This window comes from Meridianimarinicoccus roseus, from assembly GCF_003172915.1.
Classification (GTDB): domain Bacteria; phylum Pseudomonadota; class Alphaproteobacteria; order Rhodobacterales; family Rhodobacteraceae; genus Meridianimarinicoccus; species Meridianimarinicoccus roseus.
On sequence record NZ_QGKU01000032.1, the window covers coordinates 176,995 to 190,503 of the forward strand.

16 protein-coding genes are annotated in these 13,509 nt (G+C 63.1%); 8 read left to right on the forward strand and 8 right to left on the reverse strand.

Annotated features, from left to right (window positions below; all coding sequences use genetic code 11):
* Positions 1-181 precede the first annotated feature (181 nt).
* From DKT77_RS09970 to dnaQ, 4 genes are read left to right on the forward strand one after another with little or no spacing between them, the layout of a single operon-like run.
* A complete protein-coding gene (locus DKT77_RS09970) occupies positions 182-781 on the forward strand; it encodes a Maf family protein (protein ID WP_109811548.1) in 600 nt (199 codons plus the stop codon).
* A complete protein-coding gene (locus DKT77_RS09975) occupies positions 778-1,611 on the forward strand; it encodes a shikimate dehydrogenase (protein ID WP_109811549.1) in 834 nt (277 codons plus the stop codon). The genes DKT77_RS09970 and DKT77_RS09975 overlap by 4 nt, the downstream gene beginning before the upstream one ends.
* Positions 1,608-2,201, forward strand: a complete 594-nt coding sequence (gene coaE / locus DKT77_RS09980; RefSeq protein ID WP_109811550.1) for a dephospho-CoA kinase — start codon at positions 1,608-1,610, stop codon at positions 2,199-2,201. Before DKT77_RS09975 ends, coaE begins: the two co-directional genes overlap by 4 nt.
* Positions 2,194-2,904: a DNA polymerase III subunit epsilon gene (gene dnaQ, locus DKT77_RS09985; RefSeq protein WP_109811551.1), complete on the forward strand. Its 711-nt coding sequence runs from the start codon at positions 2,194-2,196 to the stop codon at positions 2,902-2,904. Before coaE ends, dnaQ begins: the two co-directional genes overlap by 8 nt.
* Before the next feature lie 21 nt (positions 2,905-2,925).
* On the opposite strand, the gene secB is transcribed toward dnaQ, so the two are convergent.
* Together secB and DKT77_RS09995 are read right to left on the reverse strand one after the other, a co-directional pair.
* A complete protein-coding gene (gene secB, locus DKT77_RS09990; RefSeq protein ID WP_109811552.1) occupies positions 2,926-3,426 on the reverse strand; it encodes a protein-export chaperone SecB in 501 nt (166 codons plus the stop codon).
* Between the two features lie 62 nt (positions 3,427-3,488).
* Complete coding sequence (locus DKT77_RS09995) at positions 3,489-4,019, reverse strand: FxsA family protein (protein WP_109811553.1); 531 nt, start codon at positions 4,017-4,019, stop codon at positions 3,489-3,491.
* A gap of 107 nt (positions 4,020-4,126) precedes the next feature.
* On the opposite strand from DKT77_RS09995, the gene DKT77_RS10000 reads away from it, so the two are divergent.
* The 3 genes from DKT77_RS10000 to hslU all read left to right on the forward strand — a co-directional run bounded on the left by DKT77_RS10000 (position 4,127) and on the right by hslU (position 6,813).
* Positions 4,127-4,795: a Tim44/TimA family putative adaptor protein gene (locus tag DKT77_RS10000; protein ID WP_109811554.1), complete on the forward strand. Its 669-nt coding sequence runs from the start codon at positions 4,127-4,129 to the stop codon at positions 4,793-4,795.
* A 93-nt stretch (positions 4,796-4,888) separates the two neighbouring features.
* The gene (locus DKT77_RS10005; protein ID WP_338016076.1) at positions 4,889-5,452 is read left to right on the forward strand and encodes a Smr/MutS family protein; all 564 of its coding nucleotides are present in this window, start codon (positions 4,889-4,891) and stop codon (positions 5,450-5,452) included.
* 59 nt (positions 5,453-5,511) lie between these two features.
* Positions 5,512-6,813 carry an ATP-dependent protease ATPase subunit HslU gene (gene hslU / locus DKT77_RS10010; RefSeq protein WP_109811556.1) on the forward strand — a complete coding sequence of 434 codons (1,302 nt, stop codon included), beginning with the start codon at positions 5,512-5,514 and terminating at the stop codon, positions 6,811-6,813.
* 124 nt (positions 6,814-6,937) lie between these two features.
* Here the strand turns inward: hslU and DKT77_RS20960 are convergent, their stop codons facing one another.
* Positions 6,938-7,105 carry a hypothetical protein gene (locus DKT77_RS20960; RefSeq protein WP_238547784.1) on the reverse strand — a complete coding sequence of 56 codons (168 nt, stop codon included), beginning with the start codon at positions 7,103-7,105 and terminating at the stop codon, positions 6,938-6,940.
* A gap of 117 nt (positions 7,106-7,222) precedes the next feature.
* Between DKT77_RS20960 and DKT77_RS10015 the strand changes: the two genes are divergently transcribed.
* Positions 7,223-8,452: an MFS transporter gene (locus tag DKT77_RS10015; protein WP_109811557.1), complete on the forward strand. Its 1,230-nt coding sequence runs from the start codon at positions 7,223-7,225 to the stop codon at positions 8,450-8,452.
* On the opposite strand, the gene hslV is transcribed toward DKT77_RS10015, so the two are convergent.
* The 5 genes from hslV to trxA all read right to left on the reverse strand — a co-directional run bounded on the left by hslV (position 8,449) and on the right by trxA (position 13,478).
* Positions 8,449-9,009, reverse strand: a complete 561-nt coding sequence (gene hslV / locus DKT77_RS10020; RefSeq protein ID WP_109811558.1) for an ATP-dependent protease subunit HslV — start codon at positions 9,007-9,009, stop codon at positions 8,449-8,451. The genes DKT77_RS10015 and hslV overlap by 4 nt on opposite strands.
* A 64-nt stretch (positions 9,010-9,073) precedes the next feature.
* A complete protein-coding gene (locus DKT77_RS10025) occupies positions 9,074-9,688 on the reverse strand; it encodes a response regulator transcription factor (RefSeq protein WP_109811559.1) in 615 nt (204 codons plus the stop codon).
* Positions 9,689-9,798: 110 nt separating this feature from the next.
* Complete coding sequence (locus DKT77_RS10030; RefSeq protein ID WP_109811560.1) at positions 9,799-12,411, reverse strand: ATP-binding protein; 2,613 nt, start codon at positions 12,409-12,411, stop codon at positions 9,799-9,801.
* Positions 12,412-12,435: 24 nt separating this feature from the next.
* The gene (locus DKT77_RS10035; protein WP_109811561.1) at positions 12,436-12,939 is read right to left on the reverse strand and encodes a putative pterin-binding protein; all 504 of its coding nucleotides are present in this window, start codon (positions 12,937-12,939) and stop codon (positions 12,436-12,438) included.
* Positions 12,940-13,157: 218 nt separating this feature from the next.
* The gene (gene trxA / locus DKT77_RS10040) at positions 13,158-13,478 is read right to left on the reverse strand and encodes a thioredoxin (RefSeq protein ID WP_109811562.1); all 321 of its coding nucleotides are present in this window, start codon (positions 13,476-13,478) and stop codon (positions 13,158-13,160) included.
* Positions 13,479-13,509 lie beyond the last annotated feature (31 nt).

Genomic DNA, 13,509 nt, shown 5'->3' on the forward strand with positions numbered 1-13,509 from the left:
TTTGGGGAGAACGGGTTGCAAACTGTTTTATCCACAGCGCACCAAAGATGTTGTGCACCTGTTGATCGTCGCCCCATTCTGACCGAAGAAGTGGGACGGTTTTCGCGGTCCTCGCGTTTTGCCCAAGTCCTGCACATCTTGCCCGCGCACCACCCCATGAGTCGCACACAAGGTTATCCCCATGACTCTTCCTCTCGTCCTTGCATCGGCGTCCGAAATCCGAAGGCAGATGCTTCTCAACGCGGGTGTTTCCGTGGAAGCGATCCCCGCTCGGGTCGATGAGGCGGCAATTCGGGCGTCGCTTTGTGCGGAAGGTGCACCGCCGCGCGACATTGCCGACGCCCTGGCAGAGGCGAAGGCCCGGAAGATCGGGGAAAGGCACCCCGAGCGCCTGGTTCTGGGCTGTGATCAGGTTCTTGCGTTCAAAGGCGAAGTATTTGGGAAACCGATCGATCTGGACGAAGCTCGTGCACAGATCCGCCGCTTGAGCGGTGACCGGCACACGCTTTTGTCCGCCGCGGTCCTTTACTGCGACGCCAAGCCGGTTTGGCGACACGTCGGTATCGTCCGGCTCACCATGCGGACGATCGGCGAAGCATATCTCGACGATTACCTGGTTCGGAACTGGGACAGCATTCGCCATTCTGTCGGCGGCTACAAGTTGGAGCAGGAAGGCGCGCGGCTGTTCAGTCGGATCGAAGGTGACTATTTTACCGTGCTCGGCCTTCCACTGCTGGAACTGCTGTCGTACCTCACGCTGCGGGGGGATATTCCGGGATGAGCAAGACAGTACCACTGGCCGGTGTCATCGGGCACCCGATCGCACATAGCAAGTCGCCGCGATTGCATGGTGGTTGGCTGACTGATCTGGGCCTTCGGGGCCACTATATTCCGATGGACGTCAACCCGGACGATCTCGCGACGGTCCTGGCGGCGCTCCCGAAGGCGGGTTTCAAGGGTGTGAATGTCACCCTACCCTTGAAGGAAGCCGCGTTACGGCTGGCCAAACGGGCGACTGACCGTGCCGCGCGGATAGGGGCCGCGAATACCCTTACCTTCCTGCCCGAAGGCGGTTTTCTGGCCGATTGCACCGACGGTGTGGGTTTCGTCGAGAATCTTCGTTCGGGCTGTCCCGGCTGGTCCGCTGCATCTGGGCCGGCGGCCGTTTTCGGCGGGGGCGGTGCTGCGCGGGCGGTTCTTGAAGCGCTGATTGCCGATGGTGCGACTGAAATCCGGCTGACCAACAGGACACGCGCCCGAGCCGACGCGCTGGCGGACCTTTTCGGCGGAGTGGTGCGCGTGATCGATTGGAAGGATGCGGCGCAGGCCGCGGAAGGCGCAGCGACGCTGGTAAACACTACTTCGCTGGGGATGGCGGGGCAGCCACCGTTCGACATTCCGTTGGAACAGGCTGCAAGCGACGCCTTGGCCACCGACATCGTTTATACTCCGCTCGAAACACCATTTCTCAAGACGGCTTGTGCCGCGGGCTTTCGAACGGTTGACGGGCTGGGAATGCTGATTCATCAAGCCATTCCCGGGTTCGAAGCTTGGTTTGGCGCGCGCCCCCAGATCACAGATGCCACCCGCGCGCGGCTTCTTGCACCATGACTCGGCCGTTCCGGCTGGGATTGACCGGCTCCATCGGCATGGGAAAGTCCACGACAGCGCGCATGTTCGCGGAGGCGGGCTGCGCGGTCTGGGATGCGGATGCGGCTGTTCATCGGCTCTACGGGCCACGCGGTGCAGCCGTTTCGGCCATTGCTGCGCTCCACCCGGCGGCGATCGTTGACGGGGCGGTGTCCCGTGATGTGCTGAAAGTGTGGATCCGCAACGATCCGGCCGCGCTGTCGCGTATTGAAGCAGTGGTTCATCCGCTGGTTGCAGCGGACCGGGCTGATTTCCTTGCCGCGACAGACGCCGACATTGCCGTGTTCGACATCCCCCTACTGTTCGAAGGCGGTTCGGAACGCGGCTTCGACGCCGTTGCCGTCGTCACGGCTCCACCCGAGACACAGCGCGCCCGCGTCCTTGCCCGCCCCGGCATGACAGAGGAACAGTTCGAAAGCCTTCTTGCAAAGCAACTGCCGGATGCCGACAAACGGGCAAGGTCGGACTTTGTCATCGAAACCGACGACATGGCTTCGGCACAGATCGCCGTTAGCCGGATCGTGAAGACCATAAGGGCCGGACATGCGTGAACTGGTACTCGACACTGAAACAACCGGACTCGATCCGTTCGATGGGCATCGGCTGGTCGAAATCGGTGCGGTGGAACTTGTCAATCACATGCCGACCGGGCGGACCTATCACCAATATATCAACCCAGACCGCGACATGCCGCAGGAAGCGTTCGACGTCCATGGCATCAGCGCCGAGTTCCTTGCGGACAAGCCGCGATTTCGCGAAGTCGCAGCTGACTTCATCGCCTTTTGCGCCGACGCCACGCTGGTGATCCATAACGCCAGCTTCGACATGAAATTCATCAACGCGGAACTGGGCTGGCTGAACATGCCCGCAATCCCGATGTCACAAGCGCTGGACACGCTGGCGATCGCGCGAAAACGGTTTCCCGGCTCACCGGCTTCGCTCGATGCGCTGTGCCGACGCTTCGGTATCGATAACTCCGCGCGCGAAAAGCACGGCGCGCTTCTGGACAGTGAAATCCTGGCTGAAGTGTATCTGGAGCTTATCGGCGGGCGGCAGCCTGGCCTGGTACTGACCGGCGGTGAAAGGCACGGCGAAGGCGCGGCCAATTCCGAGGCTCCGCGCTGGAGGCCCCGGCCCCGACCCGCGCCGCTGGAGCCGCGACTAACTGAACAGGAAAAGGCCGCACATGCGGCCTTTGTCGGGTCGCTTGGGGACGGGGCGCTCTGGCACCGATACCCCGGCGCGGACGATTGACCGCCCGCACCCGGCGCGTTGTCAGGCGTTGGTCGGCTGCGCCGCGCTGGATTCGCGCTGGCGGCGTTCGATCTCGTTGCGGTAGATCGTCATGAAGTCCACCGTGTCGAGGTTCAGCGCCGGGAAGCCGCCGTCGCGCGTCATGTCCGAAACGATGCGGCGCACGAAGGGAAACAGCATGCGCGGGCATTCGATCATCAGGAAGGGATGAAGTTGCTGTTCCGGCACGCCCTCGATCAGGAACACCCCGCCATATTCCACTTCCATCGCGAACAGGACGTCGCCGGTTTCCTTGTTCTTGGACGTGATGTTGTACTTGCTCAGGACTTCGTACTGGTTTTCCGCCGTGCGCTTCTTGGCGTCCAGGCCTACCTGAACCTGAACATCGGGCTTCACGTCGCCGCCGGTGCCTTTCTGCGCGACGATGTTCTCGAAGGACAGATCGCGGATATATTGCGCCAGCACCTGCATCTTTACCTGTGCGGGCTGTTGCGGGGTTGCGCCGTTCGGGGTGTCGGCCATCGGAATGCTCCATCATAAAAGAGGTCGCGAACCTGCTAGCAGATCACCCCCCCGCTCACAAGTTACCCCTCGCCGCGGGTCCAGCCCGAGGGCGTGTCGGTGCGACGTGGCGGCAGGCTGTCCGGGTCGATTTCGTGGAATTCACCGTCGATCACGCCCGGTCCGCCGCCGGGTGCCGAGCGGTCGCGCGCATAGCCGTGCCGGTGCTGCTGTGTCCCGTCGGCACCGCCCGCGCGCGCCTGCTGAACTGTGATCCGGCGGCGCAATGCGGCAAAGACACGTTCCCGGACCGCAGGCACCAGCAGCGCGAAACCAAGCGCGTCCGTGAAGAAACCGGGTGTCAGCAGCAGAACGCCCGACACAAGTATCATCGCCCCGTGGGCCAGTGGTTCTGCCGGGTTGTCGAACCTGTCAAGCGCACCCTGGATGTTGGCAAGTGCCGCGATACCCTGCGAGCGAACCATCGCGGTCCCGATAATCGCCGTGACGACGACGATCAGCAGCGTCGGCCACAGGCCGATCAGTCCACCGACCTGAATGAAAAGCCCGATCTCGATCAGAGGGATGCCGATGAAGGCTGCAAGAAGCCACATGAAAACCTCGCAAGTGTCTTGGTTCTGTCCGGTGGACTTGCGCCCCGGTGTCACCTACATAGGAGAGACACGACCAATACGCCATCCCAACCCCCCATGAGGCCGAAATGAGCTCTGCCGTGATCCAGCTTCTTGTGCTTGCCGGTGTCGCAATCTTCTTGATCTTGCGCCTGAAAAGCGTGCTGGGCACACGCGAAGGGTTTGAAAAACCCGCGGTTCCCCAATCTGCCAAGACCGACCCGCGCGGCGACAACCGGCCCGAGTTCGAGGTCATCGAGGGCGGACCAGACCACGATATCATCGACAACGTACCCGCCGAAAGCCCGGCGGCGTCCGCGCTCGCGGCAATGAAGCGGGCCGACCCTGATTTCAACGTGACGGGCTTTCTTCAAGGGGCGCGCGGCGCTTACGAGATGATCCTGATGGGATTCAAGAAGGGCGATCTGTCGGATGTGGAAGGCTTCATCGCGCCGGACGTGCTCGACAGCTTCGGTGAGGCGGTGGCCGAACGCGAGCGTCAGGGCCTGTCCATTGACGCGACCTTTGTCGGCATCCGTGAACTCAAGTTGCTTCAGGCCGTATTCGACGAAGATACGCGCGAGGCCGAATTGACCGTTCGCTTCGTCGGCGAAATGACATCCGTGGTTCGCAACCCCGCTGGCGAGATCGTGGAAGGTAACCCGCAGGACATCGTGCGCCAGCGCGACACCTGGACATTTGCCCGCGACATGAACGCGGATGATCCCAACTGGCAACTGGTCGCCACGGGCGATTGATGCGCGGCGCCCCAGCCTGTCATGTCGCGCAGACGCCACAAGCCGGGGCAATCGCCCGAAGATATTGACCTCTGGACCCGCGCCACCGAAACGGTGACACCGCTGGCGCGCGGGTCTCTCTCCAAAGGGGCGCTGATGGGAGGCACGACGGCCCATCAAGCGCCGCATCCCTCACCGCCATCAACGTCGGCTGCGCCGTCCCGCGAACCGCAGTCTCCGCAGAGTTTCCGTATCGGCAGCCGCAGCAAGACACCGCCGCCGCGCCATGATCTGCAGCCCGACATTTCCGCCGCCTTGCGCGCAGCGCCGCCGCGGGTGGACGGACGCACCCACCAGCGCCTGAAGGCCGGGAAACTACGGCCCGAAGGGCGAATTGACCTGCACGGCATGACGTTGGCACAGGCCCATCCGGTGCTTGTAAGGTTCCTGACCGCCGCCCACGTGGACCGCAAGCGGCTGGTTCTCGTGATCACTGGAAAGGGCAAAGATCGGGACGATGGCGGCGTGATGCCGCTCCGGCGGGGCGTTTTGCGCCACCAGGTGCCGCATTGGCTGCACACTCCACCCCTTTCGCAGATCGTATTGCAGATCACTCCTGCCCATTACCGGCACGGCGGCGACGGCGCCTACTACGTGTATCTGCGCAAACCGCGCTAGGCGACCGTTGCAACTTTGCCCTCCATGCTTAGGTTCGTCGGGCCACAGGAAAGAGACCCATGACAACGCTGACCCCGCGCGAAATCGTTTCCGAACTCGACCGGTTCATCATTGGCCAGGCGGATGCAAAGCGCGCGGTCGCCGTCGCGCTGCGCAATCGCTGGCGGCGCAAGCAGTTGGGTGACGATCTGCGCAACGAGGTCTATCCCAAGAACATCCTGATGATCGGGCCCACCGGCGTCGGCAAGACCGAGATCAGCCGCCGCCTCGCACGGCTGGCCCGTGCTCCCTTCGTCAAGGTGGAAGCGACCAAGTTCACGGAAGTCGGCTATGTCGGGCGGGACGTTGAGCAGATCGTGCGTGATCTGGTCGATGTCGCCATTGCCGACACCCGCGACTACATGCGCGAGGACGTAAAGGCCCGCGCCGAAGCCAACGCCGAAACCCGGGTCATCGAAGCGATCGCCGGGGCTGATGCCCGCGAAGGAACGCGGGAGCGGTTTCGCGAAAAGTTGCGCGCCGGTGAACTGGATGGCCACGAGATTGATATCGAGGTGACGGACAGTTCCAGCCCCCTGCCCCAGATGGACATTCCCGGTCAGCCGGGCATGGGCATGATGAATCTCGGCGATCTGTTCGGAAAGGCGTTCGGCGGACGTAAGGTGAAGAAGCGGATGACCGTCGCCGACAGCTACGAAGTGCTCGTGGCTGAAGAAGCGGACAAACTGCTCGACGACGAGGCGGTGACGCGCACCGCACTTGATGCTGTTCAGGAAAGTGGCATCGTGTTCCTGGACGAGATCGACAAGGTCTGCGCCCGGGCCGAGGCGCGGGGGGGCGACGTGAGCCGCGAAGGCGTGCAGCGTGACTTGCTGCCCCTGATCGAAGGCACGACCGTCAGCACGAAGCATGGGCCGGTCAAAACCGACCACATCCTGTTCATTGCGTCCGGCGCGTTCCACATCGCCAAGCCATCGGACCTGCTGCCGGAATTACAGGGCCGACTGCCCATCCGGGTTGAACTGCGCGCACTGACCGAAGAAGACTTTGTGCGCATCTTGACCGAAACCGACAATGCGCTGACGCGGCAGTATACTGCTTTGATGGCCACCGAAGAAGTGACGGTCAGTTTCACCGAAGACGGGATCACCGCTTTGGCCGGCATCGCTGCCGAGGTAAACCGCAGCGTCGAGAATATCGGTGCGCGGCGGCTGTATACCGTGCTCGAACGGGTGTTCGAGGATCTCAGTTACACCGCGCCAGACCGGGCCGGCGAAACCGTGACGGTCGACGCTGCCTTCGTGGACAAGCATCTTGGCGATCTGGTGAAATCGACGGACATCAGCCGCTATGTCCTTTGAGAGCGTCCAGAACAGAGTGAACGAACGACACATGACCGGGCGGTGCGTTTGGGCAGGGACGGTGGCGGCGCCGACATCTGCCCGGCCCACCATCGCCTTTTCGGGTTTGGGCTGACAGCCCTTATCATGCGGTCTTTTTGCTGCGGTTCGGAGCGTCCTTTGCCAGCGTCGATTTCGGCACAGACGGGTCCTTTCTTCTCTGTTCAACCTTTGCCTTGCTTAGCAGCGCGAAAATGCACACGGCTGTGAGTGTCACCAGTGCAAGGGCGGGGAGCAATACGACGATGTCCATTCTTCTCTCCTCTCTCAATTATTCGGGTCCGCGATACGCGGCAGGGTACATTGCACCCTGAAGCGCAGTGACCTAAGGCTCGAAGCAACGCTGCCAACCCCCTGAACGAGTCTCTGCATGATTGCCTTCTCGCCCGCGTTTCTGCGCGAAAATGCCCCGTGGCTGACGGCGGGGCTGCTGCTCGCTTTCTCGTCGAGCTATGGACAGACCTATTTCATCTCGCTGTTCGCGGGCGAGATCATGGAAACGTTCGGGCTGACCCACGGCCAGTGGGGCAGCATTTACGGCGCCGGAACGCTCCTGTCGGCGGGCCTGATGATCTTCGTCGGCGGTGTCACCGACAGGTTTCGCGTGCGCGCCCTAGGCGCCGTGATCCTGACCTGTCTCGCCGGTGCCTGCCTTTCGATGTCAGCGGTCAGCGCCGTCTGGATGCTGGTGCCGGTGATCTTCGCGCTGCGGTTCTTCGGGCAGGGCATGTCCTCGCATCTGTCGTCTGTGGCGATGGCGCGCTGGTTCGTCGCCAATCGCGGCAAGGCACTGGCCGTGGCCACGATCGGCTTTGCGCTTGGCGAGTCTGTTCTTCCCATCACCTTTGTCAGTCTTCTGGGCGTGGTGGACTGGCGGCTTCTGTGGGTCGTGGCCGCCGGCCTCGCGCTGATGGCGATCCCCGCGTTGGCACTTCTGCTGCAACGCGAACGCACGCCGCAAAGCATGGGCGACCACGAACAATCCCCCGGCATGGAAGGTCGGCACTGGACCCGCGCACAGGTCGTGCGCCACCCGCTGTTCTGGTGCGCCGTACCGCTGGTCATCGGACCGGCCGCCTTCATCACTGCAACGTTCTTCCACCAGGTCCACCTGTCGGGCGAGAAAGGCTGGCAACACATTCAATTCGTATCGCTTTTCCCGGTCTACACGGTGGCGACGATCGCTGGAATGATCGGGTCCGGCCTTCTGATCGACCGGTTTGGCACCGGCCGCTTGATGCAACTCTATCAGATGCCGCTGATTGCCGCTTTCGTTCTGATGGGTCTGTCGGACGGACTGCTCTGGGGGGGTGCGGCGATGGCGCTGCTGGGGCTCGGGCATGGTGTCGGGACGACCCTGCCCACAGCGTTCTGGGCGGATTACTTCGGCACCCGGCACCTTGGCGCGATCCGCGCGCTGGCGACGGCCGTGATGGTGCTGGGCACCGCGCTGGGGCCGGTGGCCACAGGCTGGGTGATCGACGCGGGCATCGGCTTCGACCGGCAGATGCCGGTGATTGCGATCTACTTCCTTGCTACGTCGCTGCTGATCGGCGTCGGACTACGCAGCGCCGGCCCGCTGGCGCGCTACGCGCCTTAGGCGTCGATGCTTTCCACGGTCAGGTTGCCGTTGGTGTAGACGCAGATATCCGCCGCAATGGCCATCGCTTCGCGGGCGATCTGCTCGGCGCCGATATCGGTATTCGACATCAGCCCACGCGCTGCGGCCAGCGCGAAATTCCCCCCCGAGCCGATGGCGGCGACATCGTGTTCAGGCTCCAGCACATCGCCTGCGCCGGTGATGACGAACAGGTCGCGTCCGTCGGTCACGATCAACATCGCCTCCAGCTTCTGCAAGTACTTGTCGGTGCGCCAGTCCTTAGCCAGTTCCACGCTGGCACGAGCCAGCTGGCCCGGCGTCGCCTCCAGCTTTGCCTCGAGTCTTTCGAGAAGAGTGAAAGCATCGGCGGTGGAGCCCGCGAAGCCCGCCACGACCTCGGCTCCGCCGGGGCTGAGACGGCGTACCTTGCGTGCGCTGCCCTTGATGACGGTCTGGCCAAGGCTCACCTGACCGTCGCCCGCTACGACAACCTTTCCGGCGCGACGCACCGCGATGATGGTGGTTCCGTGCCAGCCGGGGAATGTCTTTTCTGCCATGGGGCCTCCGCTTCTTTTGGGGCCTATATGGCGGCGCGCGCGCGCTGCGGCAACCGGCCCGGTCCTAGAACAGGCCGGCTTCCTTCGCGATCATCGCGGCATGGGTCCGGTTCTTCGCTTCCAGCTTGTTGCACAGAGTCTTGACGTGCAGCTTGATGGTTACTTCCTGAAGTTCCAGTTCGCGGGCGATTTCCTTGTTGGCAAGGCCGCGGCACAGACCGCCCAGAACCTGCATCTCGCGGGAGGACAGTTTCTCGGCGATCGGGTTGATATCTTCGTCCTCCTCGGTGGTCATGAACTTCACCGGGACATAGGTTTCACCCGCCGCCATGAATCTTACGGCATTGACAAGCGATTTGGCGGGCAGGGTCTTGGGCAGGAAGCCGACAGCGCCGGCATCCAGCGCGTCTTGCGCGATGGTCCGGGGCGCGGTGCCGGACATGATGGCGACCGGATTTCCACCGTTCAGGTCCAGAGCGCGACGCAGACCTTCCAGCCCGTGCATGCCGGGCATCGTGTAGTCCAGCAGAACCAGGTCGAAACCTCCGGTCTCCTCCATCCGGCGGCAAGCGGCGTCAAGGTCTTCCACCGTTTCCACGGCAATCTCGCCCTCGGCGCTCAAAAACGCCGCAAGCGTGTCGCGGACCAGATCGTGATCGTCTGCAATGAGTACGTTCATGCGCTGTCTCCAGACCGGACTACCGGGGTGGTGTCACAGTAGTTGCCGAAAGCCAGCGACTGCAATCTAAATTTCCTGATAAACTCAGATAGATGGCAGGAGTGTGCTTTTTAGCCGCTCGCCGCGATCCGGGCCGCCCTTCGCGGGGCGAGCGAGTCGATGCATTCATAGGCGGCGACGGTGTCCGCCCAGATGGGTGAAATCTCCGGCAGCCGGGCGCAGGCCTGATCGAGCTGACCCAGCTTGGCCATGTTATCGAGTTCCGACAGATGGGCGTGCAGGCTGCGCGCGCCGAAGACGGCAGCCGACCCTGCCAGCTTGTGCACAGCCGCCAGCGCTTCCGCGGCCGGGACGCCGTGTGCCGGTGCATCGGAAAGCCAGGCGACAGTCGCGTCCGCTTCGCTGCGAAAAAGTCCGAACATCTGCTCAAGTCGGGCCTGGCCGATTTCGCCGCGTAGTTCGTCAAGTTGTGCAAGGTTCACAGGGCCGGACCCGTCCTTGGGGCGATGCGCAGCAGGTGCGCCGCCGCGCCCCGTCGCAAGGTCCAAGGCGCGTTGCAGCGACTTGCGCGAGATTGGCTTGGTAACGGTGTCGTTCATGCCCGCAGCACGGAAATTCGCGGCCTCGTGGGGCAGGGCGTTGGCAGTCAGCGCGACGATCGGCGCGCTGCAGGATGCGCCGCCGCCGGATCGGATCCGGCGCGTGGCCTCAACCCCGTCCAGACGCGGCATGCTGATATCCATCAGCACCAGATCATATCGACGTGCCGCGGCTGCCTGTACGCCGTCGATGCCATCCACCGCTTCCGTCACGGAATGGCCGATCGTTTCAAGCATCTCGCGCACCACGAGGCGATTGATCTCGTTGTCCTCGACCACGAGTATGCGGAGCGGTTCGGATGTGACGATCCGCACGGGCGGCGTCGCGGGTGCGGCGGGTGCCACGCGGGCGGCGGCGGGCTCTGCCGCGGACGGCAACGGAAGCCGCACCCGGAACAGGCTTCCCTCGCCCAGTTTGCTGTCGAGCGTGATCTCACCGCCCAGTTTGCGCACCAGCCGCTGCACGATTCCTAGGCCGAGCCCGGTCCCGGAAGTGGACCGCCCGTAAGACGCATCAAGCGACACGAAATCGTCGAAGATGCGCGCACAGTCCTCGGGCGCGATGCCGAGACCGGTATCCTTGATGCGGAATTCCACCATGTCCGAAGACCCCAGCCTGTCGGCGGACACTTCGATGCGTCCGTTCTGGGTGAATTTCACTGCGTTGCCGACCAGGTTTGCAAAGATGCGGCGCAGTGCTGCCGGATCGCCCCTGACGGTCGTCGCTTTCGGCAAGTCGGCCAGAACGCGGCTGCCATTGCGCTGTGCCAGCGCACTCTGTTCATCGACGATGTCGCGGACGATGGCGCCGAAGTCCATGATCTGTGTTGAGGCGGTCTGCGTTTCGGCCCCGGAATCGATGCGAGAGATGTCGAGCACGTCGTTCACGTGGCTCAGAAGGGTCTCGCCCGAATGGCCGATGATGGACGCATAGCGGCGCTGTCGGTCGTTCAGGCCGGTTTCCTCAAGAAGTTCCAGCGTCGCGAGCATTCCGTTCAGCGGCGTGCGCATCTCGTGGCTCATGACGGTCAGCAACCGGTCCTTGGCCCGCTGGCCGGCAAGTGCCGTGTCGCGTGCCACGCGCAATTCCTGTTCGGCCGCAACGCGGTGCGTGATATCACGCACAAAGGAGATCACGATGGCCCCGCCCTCGGCGTCGTGGCTCGTGGACAGCGACAGTTCGAGAGGAAATTCCTCACCGTTCTTGCGGCGGGCGGTCACGGTAACCGGGCCGCGCCCGACAATGCGGGCTTCGCCGGTCTCGACAAAGCGCTTCATCCCGGCCTCGTGGGCGGCGCGTGCATCCTGCGGTACAATGGTCTCGGCCATCGGGCGACCGATCACCTCGCTACGGTCATAGCCGAAGATCCGCTGCGCCGCGTCGTTGAAGTCGCGGATGACCCCGCCCAGGTCGGCGATGATCACCCCGTCCGGAGCCGTTTCCACCACGGCGGTCATTCGTGCGCCGCTCGATTCCGCTTCGCGGGAATGGAACTGTGCGCGCCGGTAGAAGTGCCAAAGGACGAAGACCAGCCCGACCAGAGCCGCGATCAGCCCGGCTGTGACGGCGGACACACGTTCCAGCGTGGCCGCGATGCTGTTGCGTGTCTCATCCGACCGTTCCGCAAAATAGACCATTCCGTTCAGGGCCGTTTGACGGATCGTCGGCCGGTGGCTGCGAAACTCTGCACGGATCTCCGGAAGCGCGGCCAGAAGGGCGCTGTCCGGGCCGTCTATCGCGGGCACAAAGTGATCGAGGGTTCCGGCGAGCTTGTCGAGCGTCACGGAAAAGCCGGGGGCCTGGCGAAGGCCGTCGAACATCATACCCTCGCGGAACGTGCTGATCCGGCTGTAGAAAATGTCAAAGTTGCGGCGTAACTCCGGCAGGTCGGCTGCGGTGCGGGTGTTCTCCAGCACATCTACGAGGCCGAGGTACTCGACCTCCATCTGCGAGAGTTGCCATTCGACATTGTCCGACGTGGCCCTGTCCAGCTTGTCCAGCTTGCGGGCAAGGTCCATGGCCAGAAGGCCGATCAGGCCGATGAGGATCAGTACGGCCAGCCCAAAAAGCGCCGGGCGCAGCCAGGTCAAGCGCCTGGTCTCGGTGCGGTGTGGTGTGAGCATGGCCGATTGGTCCTTCGCCGCGATTTACTTGTGTGCTTCGAGGCGGTTCAGCTGCCAGATGCTGCGCGCGAAGAAAGTCTCGTTCTGATAGCGGGTGTCGGAATCATAGGGGTACACAAGCCAGAGCGGCCCCTTGTCCCGCAGCGACATTTCCTGGCCATCCACAAGATCGGCGATGAGCGGATCGTTCTGGAGCACCTCTTCGACCGGGATCTCGACGCTGTAGTCGTTCACGGCGGTCAGTCGCACTTTGCCTTCGGAAATGCCCATCCGGTTCAGGATCGCTGACAGCGGTACACCTTCGAACGTCTTGACACCCTCTGTCCAGATCGTCGTCGTCTCGAAGCTGCGACGCGGCAGGGACTCCAGCCCCGCCCGGTCCAGCGCGATCTTCTCACCCGCATCCGGGTCAGTGATCGTCAGCAGCACGGCGCCCGTCGGGTCGGGAAAAGAACCGTTGGCATGTACCATGCCGCCCAGGCTCAAGATAAGGGCTGCTGCGCTCACAAGTGTAGTCAGGCGTCTCATCGGTTTCTCCGTTCAATCAATGCGTGTCGGAGTGCACCATACGCCTGACTCACGTCGCACCCAAGACGCGCATCGGATGCCTGACATAGACAAAGTTCGACACGCCGCTGCCCTTTGGTATATTCACGATGGCTTTTCTGGCCCGTAAACGCAAAAACCCCGCGCCGATGGCGCGGGGCGTGTTCTGCAGGCGGCCGCCCACGAGGGCGGCGACCGGGTCAGATCGAATCTTCGATCCAGCTTTGCAGCGCGGCTTTCGGGGCTGCGCCTGTCTTGTTCGACACGACCTGCCCGTTCTTGAACATGAACAAGGCCGGGATGCCGCGGATGTGCAGTTCCTGCGCCGTTTTCATGTTTTCGTCCACGTTGACCTTAACGATCTTCACGCGGCCTTCCATTTCGTCCGAAAGCTCTTCAAGCGCCGGGCCGATCTGCTTGCATGGGCCGCACCATTCCGCCCAGAAATCCACCACGACGGGGATATCGGACTGTTTCACTTCGGTATCGAACGTATCGTCGGTAACGGCTTGCGTCGCCATGGGGAGCCTCCTGGCCAAAATCCTGTTGGGT